The sequence below is a fragment of the Lewinella sp. IMCC34191 genome (genome assembly GCF_003390935.1).
GTDB lineage: Bacteria > Bacteroidota > Bacteroidia > Chitinophagales > Saprospiraceae > Neolewinella.
In genome coordinates, this window is sequence record NZ_QNQZ01000003.1 from 193,749 (window position 1) to 215,631 (window position 21,883).

A 21,883-nucleotide genomic window follows, 5' to 3' on the forward strand; every position below is an offset into this window, starting at 1 on the left:
CTTTCGGGTTTAGCGGTCAGTACGGCTACCGGCCACCAGGTCGGGAACCAGGAGAATGGTTTCGCCATCGTGTATTCCGAGGTCGTGGAGGGTTTTGTGGTCTTCGATGCGCACGTTACCCGTCTTCGAGATTAGCTCGTAGAAAAGCGGTTCGCCCTGTTGTGTCTGTCGGGGAGCGACATTCTCGCTCAGCAATCCTTCCAGTATCTCCTGACCGGTTGAAAAGCGCGGTAGTTCGACATCGAGCTGTTCGCCACCGGGCATCACGCGTACGACAATGTTGAGGAAGTCTGACATAATTGGGTATTATAGATTTTGGATGGGTACGCCGGTGTCTTGATCCTCCACCGACGCAGCCGTTTTCGTTGCGAAATAGGTTCCGCGGTCGCCGCCCAGCGATACGAAATACATATCGTCATTTGCCTCCACCTGCAGGATCTGCCAGGGCGGGATGCCCACTTCCAGCAGACTGGCATCGGGCCGGGGAAAGCTTTCGTCCAGGGTACTAACCGTCATTTCGGGTGGTATACGCACCGTTTCCCCGGCTGAGAATTGATGGTTACGGTACGTCTGTTCGTCAATCCGGAAGCGAGGTAGCAATACCGGAGTCGCTATCCGGCTATCCTCGCTGTAAAGTTCCAGCACGATGTCGTACTCCAGGTGAACCCGGGGTCTTTCGACACCCAACAGGCGGCGCAACCCGGCCAGGAGTTCGCTGACCGACAGCTGCGCGGAAAGCTCATCGGCTTCCATGATGTTCTCCCAGGTGGAGTGGCTGAGGCAGTTCGCCTTCAGCGGTTTGGCGGGGTAGAATTTACTTTCGTTGCTCTGACCGTCGTAGAAGTAGCGCTGCCGGCTCAGCAACTGAGTATGGTTGCCGTAGATGACCTTGAAAGCCTCCTGCACCTGCATCGCCCCGATAATCGAGGAGGAAATAGGCGTCGTCGGTAACCGACCCTGGTTGGCATTCCGTTTGGCCACGTCGTTGCATCCCAGCCGGTACCGGATGATCTGCCACTCCTGGGGCCGCAGACCGCATTCGTAGCAGGATACGCCGGGCTGAAAAACGTCCAGCGATCCGGCCAGATTCAGAATCCCGCCGTTGATCCAGGTTTTATTCAGCCGGTAGGCATAGCGATTGAGGTGGAGACGAGCCACGCGGTTGTCGAGACAGCCGATAAAGACGTCCATGGTGTGCAAAAAGCCCAGGCCGAGGTCGTAGATGATGTCTCCGTCAAACCACCCGACCTCGCAGTTCGGGTTGATTTCCCGCACGCGCTCGGCGGCGACTTCCGCCTTTATACGGCCGACATCGCCGGGCCGAAACAAGACCGACCGACTGAGATTGCCATATTCGATGGCGTCAAAGTCGACGATATAAATGTGGCCTACGTTGAGCAGAGCCAGGTTCTTGAGCACTTCGTTTCCCAGGGCTCCCGCGCCTACCACCAATACCCGGGCAGCGGCCACCTTGTCGGCGTCCCACCAAGACAGGAGTCGGTAAACTTCATCCCATTGTTCTTTCCCTGGTGACATTATTGTGTTGTTCTGGCAAGTAGCCCACCGTTTATAGCGCAATCAGGTCCGCGAACCTTATTTCCTTTGGCGAGGTGGATACTCCTTTATACCGTCGCAGATGATTTGTTACCTCAGGCGCTAAAAATTTATCTCCTGGTAGTCCAGGCTATCCAGGATATCGAGCAGCGAATCCCGTCGTTCGACAAAGTGGCCGCTTACTCCCGCACCGGGAGCAGTCACACCTTCGTCGCGGTACTGTAAGAAATCCTTTTCCACCCCCCGATCCCGGAAGCGCAGACAGACGTGGGGGCCGGTCGACAGCCCCGTGGACCCCACAAATCCGATGACGCTTCCCTGTTCCACCCGCGAGCCGATCTCCGTGTCGGGTCCGAAACTGTTCATGTGCAAGTACATGGTGCTGAAGCGCCCGTCGTGGGAGACTTCGATGTATTTCCCGTTGAAGGGATCCTCCGCCCGCCGCGTGACCCGGCCGGCAGCCAGGGCGATGATGGGAGACCCTTCGGGCGCGGCGAAGTCCGTACCGCCGTGGGGTCTGATCTCTCCGGTCACGGGGTGCCGGCGTTGGGGGTTGAAGCGCGAGGAAACGATACCGAACTTCACGGGAGCACGGAGAAATTGACGGCGCAGGCTGCTGCCGTAGTAGTCGACGTACGCCGGTGCATCCACCGAGCCGACCCCAAACACCCGGTAAGCTTGTCCCGGGGTTTCAATCTCCACCGCTTTCAGCGCCTTGACGCCAATCGGCCTTCCGTCACGGCGTTCCTCATCATAGATCAGTTTGTACCGGTCGCCGGGGCGCAGGTGGAAAAGATCTACGGTCCACTTGAGTGCTTCCTCAACGACCGGCAACAGGGTGTGATGGAGCCGATCGCTCTCCAGGATAGATACCCAGAAGTCTTCCGTGATGATCCCGGCGTACCGTACCTCATGCACGGTCACTTCGCGTGGTATAGCCGTCACGTGCGCGTAGGGCTGGAAGCGCAGACTGAGCAAGGTGGTATCGTCCCGCTCGAAGGTCAGTACGCGGGCCGGGCTGGCCGGCTCACTGCCGTACTCCACCCGGTAAAGGGTGCCGGAACGAACCATGAGATCGGGGGGAACGGCAGGATGAGCCAGTATAGCGGTGGTAACCTCCGTTTCTACACGAAACTTGGCGAGCAGATCCGACAGTGTTACGTCCTGCCGGATGACCCCGTCGGACGTTGCGGCCCGGGACGGACTTTTTACCTGCGCTCCGCCGCCCTGCTCCGCTTTGCTTTCGACCTCCGGTTGTTGCTCCTCATGGCTCGCCGCGCGCACCAACAACCATACGGCGACGCTTATCCCAACGGCCAGAAGGACGAGGACCGTCAAACGCCTACCGGACCTAGTCCGTAGCGGCGCGGCGTCGGGGCCGTTGATGCTGATCTTGCGACGGCTGCTCACGGGATGCTATTTTAATCCCCAACCACCATCCGTATCTCCGCCGTGGTTATCCTGTGATGAATCGCGCGTAGCGTTGCGGGTCGTGATCCGTAGGGAACTGCCGGCCGGCCGAACCGTGGGACGGATAGGTTGCGCCGGGTGCCCCGTATCCATTCGGCCGTAGCTGCGGTTGTTGATTATGGTGGGGGTGGCAATCTCGTGATAATCGAGCTGCCGGATCTGGGAGAAAAGCCGGGAAACAAATCCCATAAAATTATTGACCTGGGTGACCAGGTGATGGATATCGGAGTGGTGGTAATCGCAGTCGCACAGGTCGTTGCAGAAGCGCATCAAATCGGTGGCCGCTACTCCGTCGATAAAGTGGGCCAGGTAGTTCAGCATGTTTTCCTGGTTACCGGCCAGGCGCACCTCGTTCCTGATCGTCCGTGCCAGCGCCATGAACCAGTTGAACAGCAGGATGGGCTCCCCCTGGGGCAATAGCAACCGGTAGGCGTCGAAATGCTCGTTGATGTAGCGGATGCAGGCGTGTGACAAACTGAGCAGATCGGCGGACAACTGGTTGCCCTGATTGTTGCGGTGCTTATCCTTGATCTTGCGAATGATCTCGAAGTGGTCCCCCTCCGTGGCCAAAAGTTGCTCCTTCCACTGGTGGTGGTGATGCAGCAGCTGTTCGCTGACGTCAACACGGACGACCGGGGGGATAAACTCACGGTCGCGTTCGATGCCCTGATAGGTCTTGATGATCCGCGCCAGTGGCAGGCCGTGGGTCATACTATCGGCCCGCGCCAGATCGATGGCGGGCACGATCTCCAGGTGCACCTTCGTACAGGCGAAGGGTTGGCGCAGCGGTATCTCCTCCGGGTTCGGGCTACCGATACCGGTCCGTTCGCCGGGTTGGATACGAAGTACTACGTGCCAGGTATCCGCCTCGGAGAAATCGCGGCCGTACATGAGGTCCGACATCCGCCGCTGGAGTTCGGCGTTGTTTTCGGGTCCGACAACGAGCAGGTATCCAGCGCGGGTGATAGCCTGGCAGCGACGCACTTCTACCCGTTCCGGGGTGACGACCAGGTCCAGACCGCCGTAATTCGCCGATGACGGCAGCAAACCGTATCGGTAATCCTTAAGCGTCGCCGACTGGGTCAGGGCGATCTGCTCGTTCAGGTTAGCCTCCTGTTGTTGAAAGTGGGATTTGTTGATCTTCATGCCGTCCACCCAATTGACCGGCCAGTATTCTCGCGTCTTCATAGTCTACGTTTTGTTTTCCCAGACCCGTACCCGCTCGGCGAGGATTCGCTCGCCGTCCTTGAGATCGGTGGTCCGCAGCGGCTCCTCCATGGGTAAATAATCGCGGTAGCTCCCCCACCAGCTACGGGCCGAGCGATACAGCAGCCAGCCATAAAGGAAGTCGGACTTATTTTCGAAAGCAATGGCGATCTGCTTGGCAGAGCGGCGCTGTACGTTGTGCTGATAAAGCAAATGATGAAATGCCTGGCCGAGGGATGTTCGCCGGGGTATACTGAGGTCGTAGGAGACCGTATCCGAATCACCCTCCCGTACCGGTACCTCAAAGAAAATGCGGAGGGCGTCGGCGGAAGGCTCGATAACCGGTGCGTCGCGGTGGACGGGCAGCATCCAGGGTTCCCGGTACTTGATCACGATAGGTATGGCGTTCCATCGCCGGTACGCCTGCAGTACGGCGGGGGGGACCAATAAGGCCAGGGAAGCCGCGGCGGCGTAGGCAAGCGGGACACCGTCAGCCATGCCCGCCGGGTCGCCGGGAAAGACCAGCCGTTTGGCCAGCAGGGCGGACAGGAGAACGAGGGTGGCCAGAGCCCACAGGGCCGAAGCCTGGGGTAACTCCCACCGCCAGATCGCGCGGGCGTCGAGTTCCGATAAACGCTGTTTGTGCCAGTACCACCAGGCAAAAAGCGCGAAGGCAAGGAAAAGCAAGGCTTGCAGCCCGACCAGACCGATGTAGTTTCCCGGTTGCCGGTACAATAAGCCGATGAGCGCGAACAGGGTGGCCGTGGCCACGGTACGTGCCGCCAGTCCGACCAGTTTACCGGTGAAGATCTTTTTATCTCCGCGGGTCGCGTACATCCACACCATGCTCAGAAGCAGCATTACGACCAGGGTGATGATGATGCCGTCGTAGGTCATGCGGAGGGAATTAAGGTGGCCGTGAGCCCCAGACGCGAGGCCGGTACCCGATCTCCGGCCAGATGGAAGGACTCCGCGGCGGATTCGAGGGTGATTTGCACGCGGACATCGACCTCGTAAGGCACCAGACACTCGCGGAGTAAGTCCAGCATGGCCGTACCCGGGCCGGCGGGCAGAAATTCCTCGCTCCGCTGCCGGTTCAGCGGCCCCACGGTTATTACCAGACTCGGAAGTTCTTCCTCCGGCCGGCCCTCCAGCGTCAGGTCCAGGCCCAGCGTAGTTCCCATAGGTGCCTGATTACCCGATTCGGGCGAACTGGATAACCGGCGGTATGCCAATTTTACGGGCGCCAGTAATAGACTGCGATAGCAGGGTTCCATCAGCTCCAGATCGCCACTGATCCGGTGTGCCAGCGGCAGGACATAGGCCAGCAACGGCAAGCGCTCGGGATGGACGGCCGCACAGCCCGGCCAGAGCTTTAACAGCAGGTTGCGGTAAAGGGGACTGGTGAAGGCGTCCGTGAGTTTGCGTTCCTGCAGAGCCACCTGGATGGCGGTGGCGTTGAGGACGTGCTCGAAGGGAAAAAAGAAGGCGCGCGCCGCTTCTTCCCTGGCCCGGGCGGCTTCGCTTTCGGCCAGGCGGCTGGTCAGTTTCTGCGTCGGGCCGTACGGTTCGGGCCGGTGGAAGAGGTGGTAGGGCAGCTGGTCATAGAGTCCCTCACGGTGCGTTTGGACATCCAGTACGTCGCCGGACGGTGTCTCCCTCACCCTGGAAGCGGCGATGTCCTGGCGGTAATTCCGGGCAAACGTACTCGCTGCCCGGATACTCATTTCTTCCGATGTAAGCACGTCCGCGTCGACCAGTTCGGCCAGCAAAATTTCCATCCGGGCGGGGTGGCGACTCAGGACATCTTCCAGTTCGTTCAGTTGGGCCGCCTTCATACCACGACGTTTTCGGCGGCGACCACGCGAATGGGCAGTACACCGGTGCTCTTTCGATTAAGTTGCCGTTCAAGCGCCGAGAGGCGTGAACCGATATCGGCCCCTTCGGTCTCACCGACGCCAACGCTGACTTCGAGGATTCGCTCCATACCGTGCTGACCTCCGTGACCCTGGGCGTAGGCTTTGCGAATGCGGATGCCGCCGGTCAGCAGCCTTCCCAGGTCGGCTTCGCAGAAGGCACGGATATCCTCCCGGGTCACGACACGACCGCGGGAAACGATGGCCTTTTTATAGGCATACTTCCGTTCCTGGTAGGAAAGTGGTGCCCGGCCGCCCGAAGTGGAGGTGACCAGGTGCAGGCTCTTGCGGTCGATTCCGGCGAAGCGTACAAGCTCCAGGGATTCGCCAGCGAGGATGTCGTTTGCCGCTTCAGCCTGTGTACTCAGGTACGCAACATCGACGAAGCGATCTTCGCTCAGGGGGCTGACGACTACAAAGGCCCGACTGCCCGTGCCTTCGGGTTCGAGTTGGAGTTGTTGCTCCAGATCCTTCAGGTGCTGATTGAGCGCGGTAATCTTGCTCTGCAAGGCGTCCTTTCCGTAAGCACTGAAGGCGGCGCTTTCTTCGCGCAGGAGATCGAGCAGCTGGTAGAGCATTCGTCCGGCGTCGCGGTGTTCGAATTTGCCCACATCGCGCCGACGGACGCTGTACTGACCGGCCTGGTACCGGCGAATATTGGTCAAAGGGACCTCGTCGTAGGCCATGCCCCGGCGACTTCTGACCGCTAAAATATCGAAATAGTGGTGCTCGGTGTCCAGGGGGATGATGTTGACCTGGTCCCGCAGCCGTCCGGCCACCGTGTGGGGCCGGAGGTTCGCTACCGGCACGGGGTTGAGCACGCAGGTGGTGGCCTGTAACTCCCGGCCGCTCATCTGGGTGGGAAATACAACCTTGATCCATACCAGCTTGTGATCCAGTACCACGAGTTTCTCCGGCGGATAGAGCGCTTCAAATTCCGGCGGATAAAAGGCCGTAAGTAATGCAAGCTCCGGCTCGGCCTGCGGTGCGGCAAAACATTCGATGGTCACCAGATGGTCGGCGTAAAAGCTACTGACCTCCGCCACTTCACGGGGGTAGCGACGATACTCGCTTTCCAGAAACGCATCGGCCGTGTCTCCGCCATTGCGCGAGCGAAGTATATCGCTTTCACTGGCTACCCGGAGCGGGTGACCGGCACAACTCCACTCGGCCTGCCGTAGCCACTCCAGGTTCTCGTCCAGGCGCAGGGCGTTCATCCAATTAAAATAAAAGCGCAGGTTGGATAGCGAGGACACGCTGCGATTCAGCTCCAGACCGATATACAGGGTACTACCTCGTTCCGCCAGCCCGCCTTTTCCAGTGGCTAATTTTTCCCGCCCCTGCTTTTCGCCGATGGCCCACAGCGTCGAGCCGCCCGCTTCGAGGCAGGCAATCCGTCCGTTGACCACCGGTGTCGGGGCCAGTGGCCGAAAGTAAATTTCTCCCTTCTGTCCTTTGCGGTCTATTGAGGCATACAGCTGAAGATCCGGGGTAACGGTTTCGGTTCCGTTCAGCGCCCGTACAAAGGCAACGGCGTGCGCCGGTCGCGGCCCCGTACTCACCTCGGGGGCGAGTTGCTCGAGCATCCGCTCCATGATGCGGGTTTCCGACTCCGCAAGCATGCGCTCCAGCCGGGCTACTTCCCCACTGCACGCGTCCACGAGCAGGCGGACGAGCGGATCGAAGGCCTGCAGGTCCATCTCCGACTCCTGGTAACCCCAGTGGCGGGCGGCGGCGCGCAGGATCCGGTTCCTGATTTGTTCCTGTCCGTCCATCATCGATCGTTTGTGTGCTCGATGGCCACCGGGCTGAAGTAAAGCTGGAAGGGGGGCGGGGCGAAGTCGGTGTTGGTCTGTAACAACCGACCCGTGACCTGCATTTCGATGCGCTTTTTGAGGGAGAGCATCCGCCGGCCCCGGTAGGACGGAAGCGGACTATTGAAAACACGGAAGTTGACCTTCAGGGTAGTCGGATCCAGGCGGGGTTCCCGCTCGGTGATCATCGTGCGGATGCTTTCTTCCAATTGATGGCGGCGGTTTTCCAGCTTGGCTCCCGATTCAAAGTCGTATTCCCAGAAAGCGCAGCCGAAGGCGGGATCGGCGCGGAGGCTGCCGAAGTGGGAGATCAGCATCAGCAGAATATACTGCCTGACCGACTCGTGTAGATCGACGGTCGGTGCGCGACCGCCGGGGCGCATCAGCTCGGTAAAATCGGTGGGGAGGGCGTAGTTTTTCATGGGTGGGCTCAGTTCAGTTTGACCATGGGAGCGGAGACGGTCACCATCGCGTCCCCCTTCAGAGTGGTGTTGGCACTGCTGAATTCGGCGGTTGCCCCCCCGGAAGCGGTCACCCCTACCTGGGCGGATAGGTTCACGTTCTGACCGCTGATATCTACGTTCGTAGCCGCGTCGATAGTGAGGGCCTTGCCGGCCGTTACCGACATGCCCTGTCCGGAGCTAAAGTCGGCTGCCTTCCCTGCGGAAACGGCAATATTTTCTTCGGCGGTAATGGTAATGTTCTTGGCGGTAAGGTTCAGGTCGCCCGCGGTCATGATCTCGATGGACGTGTCTCCTTCAAGACTCAGGCGAATTACGTTGACACCGTTTTCAATCGTGATGCTTTCTTCTCCGTCGGCGTCGGAGAGGATAACCTGATTGCCGCTGCGGGTACGGATGATCTTGGAGTTATTGTTGGGATCGGCGGCATTGGGGGGCTTGACATTACCGTGGTAGAGGCTGCCGAGGACGACCGGCCGGTCGGGGTTGTTGTATTCGAAGCCGATCATGACCTGATCGCCGACCTCCGGAACAAAGTAGGCCCCGTGACCTCCCCCGGCCCCGGCGGCGGCTACCCGTAGCCAGGGGGTTTGCTCGCCCGATTCCTTTTGCCAGGCGAAACTGACCCGCACCCGTCCCAATTCCTCGGGATCCTGATTGTCGACGACCTCGGCGGGTTGCGTTTCCGCCGGCGGGGGGGCGATGTGGTGGTCGCTGATGGGGGGCACTTCCAGTTTGGCGGGTATGCCCTGAAAGGTATTGTGGTAGTTCCCCATCCCGTCGCAGTGGTGGGTGATGCGCAACAGCCGGAAGCTGCCGTAGTCATCGGCACTGTCGGAACCATTTCCATTCAGGCTGCCGGGTACCGTCCGCACGTTGACGACCTGCCCAACCCGCAGATCGAGTCGGGAACTTTCGGCAAAGAGATTGATGAGGTTGGCCGACTGGCCGCCCCGCCGGCGCTCGGCGTAGTGTTCGAGCTGAACCTTGTCCGGTGCGACAAAGGGTTCGGCGAAGACCGGCGCGTGCTGGAACAGGCCAACGGAGGTATCGAAGACCAGCTGTCCGAAGTCGTCCAGTTCGCGGACCTTGGCACGCTCGGCCGAAACATCGAAGTGCTGGTCGCCCACGTAATCGTAGCCGAGCAATTTAAAATTGGCCGGCACGACGTCGGCCGTAACTTCCATACCGCTGAGGTCTTTGCCGAACAGGAGTTCGGCTTCCTCCCCCTCCGCGGGGGCGCCGAAGCGGGCGGTTTCGCCGTCGTAGTAAAACCACTCCCCGTGGGTGGCGGTGAGCCGACGCAGGAATCGGTAGGCCGTCTCGCGGTACTGGGTCACATAAGGTAACGGATCACCGTACCGCACGTCTACCTTCGTGGCCAGGTCGGGAAAGTCACCGGCCACGGTTTGAATGACGTCCGACAGCGACTGCTCGGCAAAGGATCGGTTGTGCGGTCCGTCGTCCAGCAGGCGGGTTGGGCTAAACCCTTGCAGCACGAGCTGAATGACCGAGCTGGCTTGTTTGCTAAGCTTGACATTCGTAATGATGCCGTTAAAGGTGAGCTGCCCGCTACCGGCGCGAATACCGGCGCGTAACTGGATCGTGATCGATTTGCCGACGTAGGTTTTTCCGAGTGCCATGAGGGCGCCGGAGCGTTCCCGGTACGGACACACGATGGAAAACGAATGATGATCGTTCCAGGGCTGGTCGAGGGTCAATACCGAGATCGGCCCCAGGGGGGTTCCGTCGATTACGATGTCCGGTACGGCCTTGCCCGCCACGAGAGAATAATTTGGTGATGAAGAATGGAAGGAAACCGGAGGCCGGTTATGAGTGCCGGGCCTCCGGTGACGTGTTTAGCTGACCCAGGTTTTTTTGAGTTCGCTCTCCTGCATCTTCATCGTCTCGGCCGAGACGGTAAAGTGCTCGACCATCGGCTGGTCGACCTCCCCGTTCAGGACGTTGAAGGTCTCGCCGTGCTCGACGATGTAAGCATTCTCGAAGGAAAGTACCTTGGCCGGCGTGGGATCGTTGCGCTTATAGAACTCGATCTCGCCGTTCTTCTGGGCGAAGGCATTGATCATCCAGTCGAATAAAGTGATATCGGAGGATGACTTGATGGTGAGACTAATCTTACCGCCGTGCACGCCGGTGGCCGGCATGCCGGACTTATCGGTCTCGCGGTCCATCTGGTAGCTGCACTGCAGCACTTCAACCGGATCACCGCCGTCTAATTTAAGCTTGGCTTCGAACATAGTGTAATGAATTAAAGGGTGAATTGAATCGGCCGTCCCCTACCCTCCCGGGGCGGGACCAAACCGGTTATAGTCTTGCGGGCCTAGGCCACGTTGCTGTCCCAGTTGGGCGGGGAGTTCGGGTCGTCGCCGCTCTTGCCCTCCAGGTTGATCACGAAATTGCGGGCGGGGAAGAAGGGGGTGGCGTGGACCTTGACCCACACCCGGTCCTTCTGATTCGGGTCGCGCTTGATCTCCACCTTGCCGTACTTCTCCAGGATGCCGTTCTTCTGGCAGTTGAAGAAGAACTTAGCCACTTCGCGGTGGATGTTCATCTCCGCGTTGGTGCTGATGTTGACGAACAGCATCCGGTTGAGGTAATCCATCAGGCTCTTCGTCAGCCAGTCGAAGGTGCGTACCACGGAGTAGGTCTGCATGCCCAGGTTGTCGCCGTTGAAGAGGGTGCGCTGGCTGAAGGCCTGGACCTGCCCGTACTCGTAGGCCATGGGCACGAGGCCCATTTCGCCCAGGTCGGACAGTTCATTGGCGCGGGTCACGAAGCGCGTGCCTTCCACCCCGCGCAGAACGCCGAACTTCTTGCCGGCGGATACCTGCGCAATGTTATTAGCGTACATCCGTCCGGCCAGGGCCGTGGAGGGGGGAATGTAGAGCGGGTCGGATTCCCCAACGTCCGCGTTGGCCGGTCGCCCGACCAGCCAGTTGCAGGTCATCATCACGTTGCCCTTATGCTCGTCGGCACCGGTGTACTTACCCGCTTCCCAGAGCTTCATCACCTGGTCGGGATTAGCCAGGTCGCGGAAATCCGTCAGCAGCATGGCTTTCGCTTCCTGCGCCGTCCGCGCCCACTCGTCGATCACGGCCTTGGAGCCGAGGAAGCCGGGGACGCACACCAGCCCGTAGCTGTTCATCAAGTCCAGGCGGTCGAACTTTTCCTGCAGCTCGTTGCCGATCGCCTTTAGGAAGATCGGGTTATCCAGGTCGTTCAACTTCTCCAGGGGAGCATTGACGATGGTTACGTTTTTAACCGGCTTATCGCCGGCGGCATTGCGGTAAAAGTTGGCTACCGAACGGTAATTCGTTTCCAGCTTCGCGATCCGGTCGAGCGTCTTTTTCAGATTCTGCTTGAGCAGCGCGTCGGCCTCCTCGTGGCGGGCGTTACTTTGCTCGATCATCTCACCGACGTTCTCGACTTCGGTAAGGAGAGCGATCCAATCGGCCAGGCGCTGGCGGAGTTGCTTGCGCTCCCGTTTGTTGCTTTCCTCCTCGAGGAAAATATCTTTCAGTATGGAATCCGGCTCCATATTCTCCGCGCCGTCGACGCTGCCGGCGACGAGATCGAAGCCCCCAAATTCTTCCAGCGATTCGACCGCGTGGCTCACCGCCTCGGCGGGTACCGCATCGGTTCGCGTGGCCGTCTTTTCGGCCGGGGCGCCGGTTGCCGCGCCCTGTAATTCTTCCTGTGCCATGGTGCTTGTATTGTGCTTTCGTGTTTAGTGCTTCGGTTTAGGCCTCGTCTTCGAGTTCCTGCAGCATGGAGCGCAGTACGGTGAGGTAGGCTTCCTTCTTGTCGGGGTCGCTCAGCACCCGCTGTAGGACCTTGTTATTCTGCAGGCGGGTGGCGAAGGTGGAATAGTTGGCCCGCTGCTGGCTAATCTTGCCTAGGAACTCGCTCTGGCGGAGCAGGGCCTTATCGCCAAAATCGCCGAGGTTGGTGAAGTGAAGTTCTTCGTTGATGGACGCCCCTTCCGCATCGCTGAATTCCATCTTCACATTGGGCTGGAAGTGCTCGAAGACATCCTCGATCGTTTCCAGCTCGTAGGTCATCTCGGGCCGGGTGGCGGGCTTATCGGTCAGGTCGGCGGTGAGGATGGTCCGGTTCTTCGGAATGTCGGCCATCGCCTCGTTGGCGGCGTCGACGGTTTCGTAGATGAAGCCGTTCTTGCGTAAGTCTTGATTGGAGGTGAAGTCTGCCATGAAATTGGATTATTGAATGTTGAATCGGGCCTCTCCGGCTTCGTCCAGGTCGATGAGCAACTGCTGCCCGTCGGCGAGTTCGCCGGAGATGATAAGCCGGGAGATCGGCTTTTGTAGGTCGTTCAAAATGACGCGGCGTAGCGGCCGGGCGCCGAAGCGTGGCGAGAAGCCCAGCATGGCGTAGTGCCGTTCCGCTTCCGGCGTCATTTGTAGGTCTATTCCTTTGAGCCGCAAACTGTTACCAAGTTTGCGCGCCTGGATCCGAAAAATTTTCACAATGTTGTTTTCCGTGATCGGTCCGAAGGGAATGATCTCCGTCAGCCGGCCCAGGAACTCGTCCTTGAAGTGCCGGCTCATGTGCTCCGTCAGCTGGGCCGACGTCGGGATCTCGCCCCGCTGGAAGCTGTCCACGATGTATTCGTGCCCGATGTTGGAGGTGAACAGGATGATGGCGTTGGTAAAGTCGCCCACCTTCCCCTGCTTATCGGTCAGTTTGCCGTCGTCCAGTACCTGCAGGAAGACCTTGAAGACTTCCGGGTGGGCCTTTTCGATCTCGTCGAAGAGCACCACCGAATACGGTTGCCGGCGGATGCGGTTCACCAGGATACCGCCCTCCTCGTAGCCGACGTAGCCCGGAGGCGCGCCGGTAAGGGTATCCGCCGCGTGCTGCTGGGTGTATTCCGACATATCGAAGCGGATCAGGGCTGACTCGTCGTTGAAGAGAAAGTCGGCCAGCGCTTTGGCCAGTTCCGTCTTTCCCGTACCGGTCGGGCCCAGGAAGAAAAAGCTTCCCACCGGGCGACCGGCGTCGGCGATGCCCGCGCGGCTCACCTTGACGGCGCTGACCACAGATTGAATCGCCTGATCCTGGCCGACCACCCGCTCGCCCAGCCGTTGGGCCATGGTGTCGAGTTTTTGTTTTTCGTCCGACTGAATCTTACCGATCGGGATGCCCTTGGCGTAGGCGACCAGGGCGGCCACGTCTTCGCTGAGGATGCTGTCTTTCTCGGATTCGGCGTGCTCGTCCAGCGAGTCCAATAATCGGTGGAGGTAGGCAATCAGGTCTTCCGACCGCTCCATTCCATCTACTTCCAGCAGGTCGGGGACCTTGCCCAGCAGGATCGGCGACACCGCGTCGCGTAATTCGCTCTCGAACCACTTGAGCTCCCCCAGATAGAGATCGGGATCCTGCTCCGATCCGGTGTCGGTCAGTTCGGCGAGACGTTGGCGGTAGCGGGCTACCTCGTCGCCGCTGGTTTCGACCATCATCCGCACGGCCGCGGCGGTGCGGTCGATGAGGTCGATGGCGGCGTCGGGCAGTTGCCGGTCCTTCAGGTAGCGGGTGGCGAGGTGGACGGCCTCCCGCAGCGCGCCGGGGGTTAGGGTGAGCTGGTGGTGCTCCCCGTAAGCGGGGGCCAGGGCCTGCAGCATACGGACGGCCTTTTCCTCGTCGGGTTCCTCAACCTCGATGGTATCGAAGCGCCGTTTGAAGGCATCGTCCTTTTCGATATACTTCCGGTACTCGGCGTGGGTAGTGGCCCCGATCACGGTCAGTTCGCCGCGGGCCAGTTCCGGCTTCAGCAGGTTGGCCGCGCCCCCCGCCCCACCCTGGGGGTCGAGCAGGATGTGAATCTCGTCGATGAAGAGGATTGTGCCCGGTCGGGCCTTGATCTCGGCGAGGATAGACTTGAGCCGTTCCTCGATCTCGCCCTTGTAGGCCGCGCCGGCTATGAGGGAACCCGTGTCCAGCTCCCAGAGGGTAGCCTCCCGCAGGCGCTCCGGAACTTCGCCGGCTACGATCAGCCGGGCGAAGCCTTCGACCAGGGCGGTTTTACCTACTCCGGGCTCCCCGACGATGATGGCGTTCGGCTTGGTGCGCCGGCCCAGGATCTCGGCGATCTTACGGATCTCCCGGTTGCGGCCGATGATGGGATCGATCTTGCCCGCCCGGGCGGCGGCGGTCTTCTCGATGCAGAACCGCTCCAACTGCTTCCCTTTGCCGGCGGCGGCCGTACCGTTCCCGGAAGCGGCACCGTTTTTGGGCGACTTCTCTACGGGCTGGTTGGCTACCTCGGCCACGTAGTTGGCCAGCAGCTGCTGTTCGGTGAGGGGGAAAGACTTCAGTTCCTCGGCGGTGAAGCCGACGCCGGGTTTGCACAGCGCGGCGAGTACGCAGGCGCTGTCGACGCGGTCGAGGGATAACTTGAGGCGGACGATATCGGCCGTGCTCAGTACCCGCTCGACGGCATCATCCGGAGCAGGTTCGGTGGCCGGGCGGGCGCTCTTCGGATACCGACGCAGGCGTACCTCCGCCCATTCCCGCATGCGGTTGAGATCGACGTCCATGGTGCGCAGCATGCTCGAGAGCCCGACATCGTCGTGCAATACGGCCTGGAGCAGGTGTGGCGGTCCGTAATGACTGCCCCGGTACTCCCGGGCTATGGCGGCGGCAATGCGATTTGCCTCGCGCAGGTCGGTGGTGTAATTCCCGAGGGTGAGCAATTTATATTTCGATTAAAGGTGATCTGTTGACCCTTTATGCTGCCTCGTGGAAAGAGGTTACTATAAAATTTGAAAAATGTGGTAACTTTTTTGTTGGACCATGAATAGACGGACGGAAGCCTAAGCCCGGAGGCAGGGCATCCCTAATCTTCATCACCGGTTCCCCCGGCCCAATTGAGCGTCTTGTCCAACAATCCGCAAAACAATGCCGCCGTCCGCCGCTTACGGCTCGTACAGCGTCTGTATATCGACTCTCCTACCAAGGAAGCCGGCAGCCTGATGCTCTGGATCGCCGGACCGGAAGAGCAGCGGATGATCGAAGCATTCGTACTCACCGAGGATTCCGCGGGGGCGGTGACGCGTGACCTCTTTCTCACCTTCCTACAGGGCACCCCCGGCTCCCCGGACTACGTCGCCGACCTGGATGCGGAATTTCGCCGGCAACTGGAAAACGCGCGGGATACGCTGTTCGAGCAGGAGGTGAACATCCAGCCGTACCTGACCCCGCTACAATCCGCCAGGCTCCAGGATTTCATACGCCGGATCCATTCATTTGCCGGCGAGCTCAAAAATCATCGCGGTCGAACCGTCATTTTCCTTAATCCGGCCCAGACTACCGATTCTCTGGCCGATGGCCTGCAGCAGCTGCTGGTTGCCGGTCTACCGCCCGGCCTGGACCTGATGGTCTGTGACACCGAAGACGGTCCGCTCGGTCGTCGTTTCGCCGGACGGGAAGATATGGGTGTCCGTACCCTCCGCCCCGAGTTGAATATGGACCAATTGGCCCGGGAACTGGCGGCGGAGGGCGACCCCGAAGATCCCGCGGTCCGCTTCCGGACGCTGTTCCTGGAAATGAGCCAATTTGGTAGCCGGGGCGCCTTCGAATCCATGCGGGAACGGGGGGAAGCGGCCCGGGAACTTGCCCAGCAACAAATTGGCTGGGAGCACCTGGTCGCTACCGTTCTGGCCGCCCAGGGTGCGCATCTGCTTCCCCACGGAGACCGACGCAAAGAAGCCGTATCCCTGTTCCGGCAGGCCCGCGCGGCCGCCCAACTCGCCATCGACGTGGACAATCCCGCCGGACGGGCCGTCCTGCTGCAGACCCTGCATTTCGAGGCCGCGGGACTGCTGCACAGCAAGGAGTATTTGTCCGCGGCGGAAATCTACGAGGAAGCTGCCACCAGGGCGGACCGGGACGACGAAGCCTTCCAACGCATGGAGGCCTATCGCCTGGCCGCCTGGTGTTTTGCTTGCGGCGGGGCGCAGGTAGAAGCCTGGCAACGCAACCTGAAGGCGCTCGAAGTAGCCGAAACCATTGCCCCGGACCAACTTCGCGGCTCTACCCTACCCTACGTCGGACGGGCGCTGCTGGAAGCAGTTGAACGGCTGAATCGACACGATGCCACCCGCGACATCCGCGACCGGTTGGAACGGCTGGTAGGTGCCGACTGGGAAGAACTGATCGAGAACGCCCAAGCACCCGTCGCGCCATGATCGCCGCCAAGATGATGGACATGGTGATGGGGGTAGATATCCACATCGTCCAACCGCCGGGACCGGTGCCGCCCATCCCGTTCCCCCACCCCTTTATCGGTATGGTGTTGGATCCGATGGAGTTCCTGCCCTTCATCGGCGCTTCCACCTGGGTCAACGGCATGCCCCGGGCGCAGGCGGGCAACGAGGCCAAGGCCATCCCGCCTCATATTCCGCTAGGCGGCACCTTCATCAAGCCGGTAGGTAACGAAGGGGAGATCTTCATGGGCAGCGCGACCGTGGTGGTGGAGGACGAACCCTTCAGCCGCATGTCCATGCCGGTGCTGAGCTGCTCGTGCATCGGTATGCCGAGCCCGCCGCGACCGAAGGGCAAAGCAAAGGCCGGTCTGATGCTGCCCACCTCCGTATTGATTGCTATCCCGGGCGGACAGCTGGTCATGGTAGGGGGCCCGCCTACCATCTCCATGATGGCGATAGGTATGAAACTGGGTATGGCGGCGGGGGGGAAGTTCTTCAACAAATTTGTGAAGAACTCGAAGGGCTACAAAAAGATCTGCGAGAAGATCCACGACGCGGCGAGCCTGGTGACCCGGCATTTACCGGAGAACCTGCGGAATAAAGTCCACCGGGGCATCTGTAGCGTCATCGGCCACCCGGTGGACGTCGGTACCGGGAAAGTATTTACCGACCGGGTGGATTTTGAACTACCGGGTCCGATCCCGCTGGTCTGGGAAAGGGTGTGGTATTCCACCTCCGTCCACGAAGGACCACTGGGTCATGGCTGGCACCACGCTTACGATCTCGAGCTTACCCGCGTCGACGATACCCTGGAGCTCCGGTTGGCGGACGGGCGCAACGCCTACGTCGACTACTTTTTCCCCGGGGAAGAGATCTACCTGAAGCAGGAAAAATTGCGGTTCACCCGCGATGAGACGCACTTCATCGTAACCGACGAGCAGTACACGTCTTACTGTTTTCGGATCGACGACATCACCGTCCATGCCTCCGCGAAACTGCATTTTATCCTGCGCCCCGCCGCCGAAAAAATTCAGTTTGCCTACGACGGTCGGGGTTACCTCGCCGGGATCACGGATAGCGCCGGCCGGCAGCTGACGGTAATGACCGATAACCACGGCCGCATAACCGCCATCGAGGCGCCGCATCCGCAGCCGGGGGGAAACGGGGCAAGGGTGACACTGGTCCGCTACCGCTACCATGCCGCCGGTGACCTGGTGGAGAGCATCGATGCCGTGGGGGCCAGCTTCCGGTACGAGTACCGCGACCATTTGCTGACCAGGGAAACGAACCGGAACGGACTCTCCTTTTACTTCGAGTACGCCGGTAAGAAACCGGAGGCGCTCTGCGTGCGTACCTGGGGCGACGGCGGCATCCACGACAACACGGTCACCTACGATAACGAAAACAGCGTCACGCGGGTGGTCAATAGCCTCGGCCAGGTGACGCTGTATCACTACAACGAAGATGGTCTGGTCTGGAAGACGGTCGATCCTCTGGGGAATGAGCGATTGAGTCTGTACGGGGAGGCGTGCGAACTGCTGCGTGAGGAAGACGAGCTGGGGCGGGCAACCAACTATGCCTACGATGCCCTGGCACACCGCAGCGAAATCACCTACGCCGACGGCAGCCAGATCAAACTGACCCGTAAAGATCATCTCCTCGTAGCGGCGAAGGACCAGATCGGGGGAAGTTGGAGCTGGGTGTACGACGACCTGCACCGATTGATTGACCGGACGGACCCGAGCGGAGCCAGTACCAGCTACGGCTACGACGGACCGAACCTGACGGAGATCGTCGACCCGGCAGGGAACCGAACGGAATTAGCCTACGACGGGGAATACAATTTGACCCAGCTTACCACGGAAGACGGAGCGACGAGCGAATGGCGCTACGACCGGTTGGGGCGGGTGACCGCGTCGGTAGATGCACGCGGGAACGTGCGTAGTCGCAAATTGAATTTATTGGGTAACACCCTGAAAGTCCGGGAGCCGGACGGCAACGTGCGGGTACTCGATTACGACGGCGAAGAGAACATCGTGCGCGCCAAGGACCGGCAGTACGAGGTCGCCTTTGAGTACGTGGGTATGAACCGGTTGGCGGCCCGCATCGAGGCCGGTACGCGGGTGGCTTTCCGATATAATACGGAGGAAGACCTCGTGGCTATCGAAAATGAGCACGGATCGGTTTACCAGTTCGGGCTGGACGACTGTGGCCGCGTGGTGAAGGAATCCGGCTTTGACCGGCTGACCCGCACCTACGAACGGGATGCCGCCGGGCAGGTGGTACGCGTGCGCAGGCCCGGCGACCGGGAGACGGACTATGGCTACGACCGGGTGGGGCGCGTAACGGAGGTGACCCACTGGGACGGCAGCGCGGAACGCTACCTCTACCGCGCCGATGGCGAGTTGGAGGCCGCCATCAACGGAGCGATCCGGGTCGGCTTCGAGCGGGATGCGCTGGGGCGGGTAGTGACGGAGCGGCAGGGCGGCTTCGTGGTGACGTCGAAGTACGATAAGTTGGGGAATCGCGTGGGCTTGACCTCCAGTCTGGGCGCGGACGTAAAGATCCGCCGGAACAAGATGGGCGACGTGGAGGAGGTGGCCAGTCAATCGGGGAAGGCCGACCCCTGGTCGGTGCAGTTCGAGCGGGACTTGGTGGGTCTGGAGCTGGAGCGCAGTTTGCCGGGGGGCGTGCGCAGTCGCTGGCAGCGCGACCGGTTGGGGCGGCCGGCCAAGCAAATTACGACCGTGGGCGGCGAGCGGGAACGCAGCCGGACCTACCAGTGGGGGGTGAACGACCGGCTGCAGTCGATCGTGGACTCCGCGAAGGGCCGCTTTGAGTTCGAGCACGACATTTTCGGCAACCTGGCGGCGGCTACCTACCCGGACGGCAGTCGCGAGCTGCGGATGCCGGACGCGGTGGGCAACCTCTTCCGGACCTCGGACCGTGGGGACCGCAAGTACGGCCCGGCCGGTCAGCTCCTGGAAGCAGACGGCACCACCTTCCGCTACGACCCGGAGGGCAACCTGATCAGCAAAATCCGTCCGAACGGCGAGCAATGGCGCTACGAATGGAATGCCGCCGGCATGCTCTACCGCGTCACCCGACCGGACGGACGGGTGGTCACCTTCACCTACGATGCCCTGGGCCGCCGCATTGCAAAACGCTACGGCCGCCACCTCACCCGCTGGGTGTGGGACGGCAACGTGATGCTGCACGAGTGGCGGGAGGAGGAGGCGCCTACGCCCATCGCCGCCCGGCAAGAAAACCCCGGCGGGGAGGATCGGAGCAGCCGGATCACCATTCGCCGCCGCGACGAAAAGCTGCGGACGTCACCCGCCCAGGCCCCGCCTGCTGCCAGAACCAACAGTGATACTGCGCTGGTCGGGGCCGATCAACCCAGCGAGCCCATCACGGCGGTCGCCGGCGAGCTGACCACCTGGCTCTTCGAACCGGAAAGCTTCTCCCCGCTGGCCAAGCTTACCCCCACGCAGGATTACGGCATTGTGACCGATCACCTCGGTACGCCCCTGAGTATGTACTCGCAGGCCGGCGATAAAAGCTGGGAGCTGGAGTTGTCGATCTACGGTGAGACGCGTACTTTAGACGGGTGGCGCGGGGAATGCCCCTTCCGCTACCCCGGGCAGTACGAGGACGTGGAGACGGGGCTTTATTATAATCGGTTTCGGTATTTTGATCCTGAGGTGGGGGGGTATGTTTCTCAGGATCCTATTGGGTTGCTGGGTGGGAGTAATTTATTTTCGTATGTCGAAGACATTCTGTTATACACAGATATCTTTGGTCTAAATGCGACTTTAGGTAATATTGGAGAAACCCACGCTGCAAATCAACTACAAAACTCGGGCAATTATTCCGAAGTTGTATCCATTCAGAATAATTCCGGGCATGGTGTAGATATATTGGCTAAAAACTCTTCCACGGGAGAATGGGAAGCATTTGAGGTTAAAAGTACACAAACTAATCGAGCTGGATCCTTATCCAAAGCACAAAGAAGTGGCGCAGATAGTTACTCTCGAAATCGTTTAGGAAGGGCAGCATCGGGATCAGGACACTACAGATCACTCCCGGCCGCAGACAGAGTTAGAGCTGGTACGATTTTAGCTGAAATCAATGCTCAAGGAGGTATTAAAAATGCAACTAAGGTTGAAGTGTTTGTGGATTCAACTGGAAATGTAAAAAGTACTAAAACGAAAAAATGGAAGTGCTGAACAAGAACAAGAAGAAATTTACTACGCTAAAGAACAGAATTGGTTCTTGGGCTAAAAATAAGTGGGTGGAGGACGAAGAGTTTTTCCTAACACCAAACAAAGAGATTTTAAAACGGCTATCGTCTATTGATAAGGAAACCTTGTTAACGAGGGATTTCCCTAAGATCGACCTCGCATTGCTTTGGTATGGCAATTGGCATTTCGATAAATTTATTGACATCCTTTTAAATAAAAACGATGTTGATCGCCAATCTCTTACAAATGGAATATTGGCTAGACAACTCCGCTATTTAATTCAAAATTTAAGCCCAAAAATTGTTGGGCCTTCGGAAGACACTTCTTTAGGATTAGCAGTTTGTGATAGTATATGGTTGAAAAATAAAGATTTAACAATTGTATTGTGTAACAGTATCAATCCTGCAGTTTTGCCGAAAGTAGATCCAGAAGGTATAATCTCATTTAGCCTCGAACTGGCTAAACGTTTCCATAGCAATGCTATTTACCAAAACATTAAAAACGAACCTAAACAGCCCTACAAAAATCTTTTAAACGTGCTATTAGATGAAAGCTCAATTATTGAAACGGTGCTTTCAAAAACTATTGATTATCGAATTGAAAATTCTAAAATAAATCCGTCTTTCCCTTTTAGCCATGAAATTGATATAATTTTACCATCAGAGATTCTTGCGATTTATCAATTGAGAAAAAGCGCAGGTTTACAGACTCACATAACAGGAATAGAATTATACGATAAATTAATATCAGAGCTAATTCAATCACAAACAACATTCATGGCAGATAACATTTTAAATATATATTTGAAAAAGTTTACCCTACAGTCTATCTAAGCTTTATTTATGATTTACTCTTTTAATTCTCGGCAGGCTGTGGGTACTATTGCATATATGTATCAATAACCGTTTTTACGATTAAAAATCGTAAAAAAGAAAGCGGCGCAAGCTTTGTAAACCACACCTTTACAAACAA

General features: G+C 59.0%; 16 protein-coding genes. 3 read left to right on the forward strand and 13 right to left on the reverse strand.

From position 1 onward, the window contains the following. Positions 1-9 precede the first annotated feature (9 nt). The 13 genes from DRW39_RS08060 to DRW39_RS08120 form a co-directional block, all read right to left on the reverse strand. A complete protein-coding gene (locus tag DRW39_RS08060; protein ID WP_116106514.1) occupies positions 10-297 on the reverse strand; it encodes an EsaB/YukD family protein in 288 nt (95 codons plus the stop codon). A gap of 9 nt (positions 298-306) precedes the next feature. Continuing rightward, positions 307-1,536, reverse strand: coding sequence for a HesA/MoeB/ThiF family protein (locus DRW39_RS08065; RefSeq protein WP_116106515.1), 1,230 nt, complete (start codon positions 1,534-1,536; stop codon positions 307-309). Between the two features lie 120 nt (positions 1,537-1,656). Further along, positions 1,657-2,964 (reverse strand): M23 family metallopeptidase, encoded by a 1,308-nt coding sequence (locus DRW39_RS08070; protein WP_157975998.1) that lies wholly within the window; start codon positions 2,962-2,964, stop codon positions 1,657-1,659. A gap of 6 nt (positions 2,965-2,970) precedes the next feature. After that, positions 2,971-4,212: a hypothetical protein gene (locus tag DRW39_RS08075; RefSeq protein WP_116106517.1), complete on the reverse strand. Its 1,242-nt coding sequence runs from the start codon at positions 4,210-4,212 to the stop codon at positions 2,971-2,973. Positions 4,213-4,215: 3 nt separating this feature from the next. Then, positions 4,216-5,127 carry a TssN family type VI secretion system protein gene (locus tag DRW39_RS08080; RefSeq protein WP_116106518.1) on the reverse strand — a complete coding sequence of 304 codons (912 nt, stop codon included), beginning with the start codon at positions 5,125-5,127 and terminating at the stop codon, positions 4,216-4,218. After that, positions 5,124-6,068, reverse strand: coding sequence for a hypothetical protein (locus tag DRW39_RS08085; RefSeq protein WP_116106519.1), 945 nt, complete (start codon positions 6,066-6,068; stop codon positions 5,124-5,126). Before DRW39_RS08085 ends, DRW39_RS08080 begins: the two co-directional genes overlap by 4 nt. Next, the gene (locus DRW39_RS08090; protein ID WP_157975999.1) at positions 6,065-7,921 is read right to left on the reverse strand and encodes a type VI secretion system baseplate subunit TssF; all 1,857 of its coding nucleotides are present in this window, start codon (positions 7,919-7,921) and stop codon (positions 6,065-6,067) included. Before DRW39_RS08090 ends, DRW39_RS08085 begins: the two co-directional genes overlap by 4 nt. Further along, complete coding sequence (locus DRW39_RS08095; protein WP_116106521.1) at positions 7,921-8,382, reverse strand: GPW/gp25 family protein; 462 nt, start codon at positions 8,380-8,382, stop codon at positions 7,921-7,923. The genes DRW39_RS08090 and DRW39_RS08095 overlap by 1 nt, the downstream gene beginning before the upstream one ends. 8 nt (positions 8,383-8,390) lie before the next feature. Then, the gene (locus tag DRW39_RS08100; RefSeq protein ID WP_116106522.1) at positions 8,391-10,205 is read right to left on the reverse strand and encodes a type VI secretion system Vgr family protein; all 1,815 of its coding nucleotides are present in this window, start codon (positions 10,203-10,205) and stop codon (positions 8,391-8,393) included. Between the two features lie 75 nt (positions 10,206-10,280). Continuing rightward, positions 10,281-10,679 carry a type VI secretion system tube protein TssD gene (tssD, locus tag DRW39_RS08105; protein WP_116106523.1) on the reverse strand — a complete coding sequence of 133 codons (399 nt, stop codon included), beginning with the start codon at positions 10,677-10,679 and terminating at the stop codon, positions 10,281-10,283. Positions 10,680-10,762: 83 nt separating this feature from the next. Beyond that, positions 10,763-12,145, reverse strand: coding sequence for a type VI secretion system contractile sheath protein TssC (locus tag DRW39_RS08110; RefSeq protein WP_116106524.1), 1,383 nt, complete (start codon positions 12,143-12,145; stop codon positions 10,763-10,765). A 37-nt stretch (positions 12,146-12,182) separates the two neighbouring features. Next, positions 12,183-12,653, reverse strand: coding sequence for a type VI secretion system contractile sheath small subunit (locus tag DRW39_RS08115; RefSeq protein WP_116106525.1), 471 nt, complete (start codon positions 12,651-12,653; stop codon positions 12,183-12,185). A 9-nt stretch (positions 12,654-12,662) separates the two neighbouring features. After that, positions 12,663-15,155: an ATP-dependent Clp protease ATP-binding subunit gene (locus DRW39_RS08120; protein WP_116106526.1), complete on the reverse strand. Its 2,493-nt coding sequence runs from the start codon at positions 15,153-15,155 to the stop codon at positions 12,663-12,665. Between the two features lie 183 nt (positions 15,156-15,338). On the opposite strand from DRW39_RS08120, the gene DRW39_RS08125 reads away from it, so the two are divergent. The 3 genes from DRW39_RS08125 to DRW39_RS08135 are packed head-to-tail and all read left to right on the forward strand — an operon-like array spanning position 15,339 to position 21,744. Then, a complete protein-coding gene (locus DRW39_RS08125; RefSeq protein ID WP_157976000.1) occupies positions 15,339-16,649 on the forward strand; it encodes a hypothetical protein in 1,311 nt (436 codons plus the stop codon). Continuing rightward, complete coding sequence (locus DRW39_RS08130) at positions 16,646-20,896, forward strand: DUF6531 domain-containing protein (RefSeq protein WP_116106528.1); 4,251 nt, start codon at positions 16,646-16,648, stop codon at positions 20,894-20,896. The genes DRW39_RS08125 and DRW39_RS08130 overlap by 4 nt, the downstream gene beginning before the upstream one ends. Beyond that, on the forward strand, positions 20,884-21,744 hold the full coding sequence (locus tag DRW39_RS08135) for a hypothetical protein (RefSeq protein ID WP_116106529.1): 861 nt from the start codon (positions 20,884-20,886) through the stop codon (positions 21,742-21,744). Before DRW39_RS08130 ends, DRW39_RS08135 begins: the two co-directional genes overlap by 13 nt. Positions 21,745-21,883: the final 139 nt, after the last annotated feature.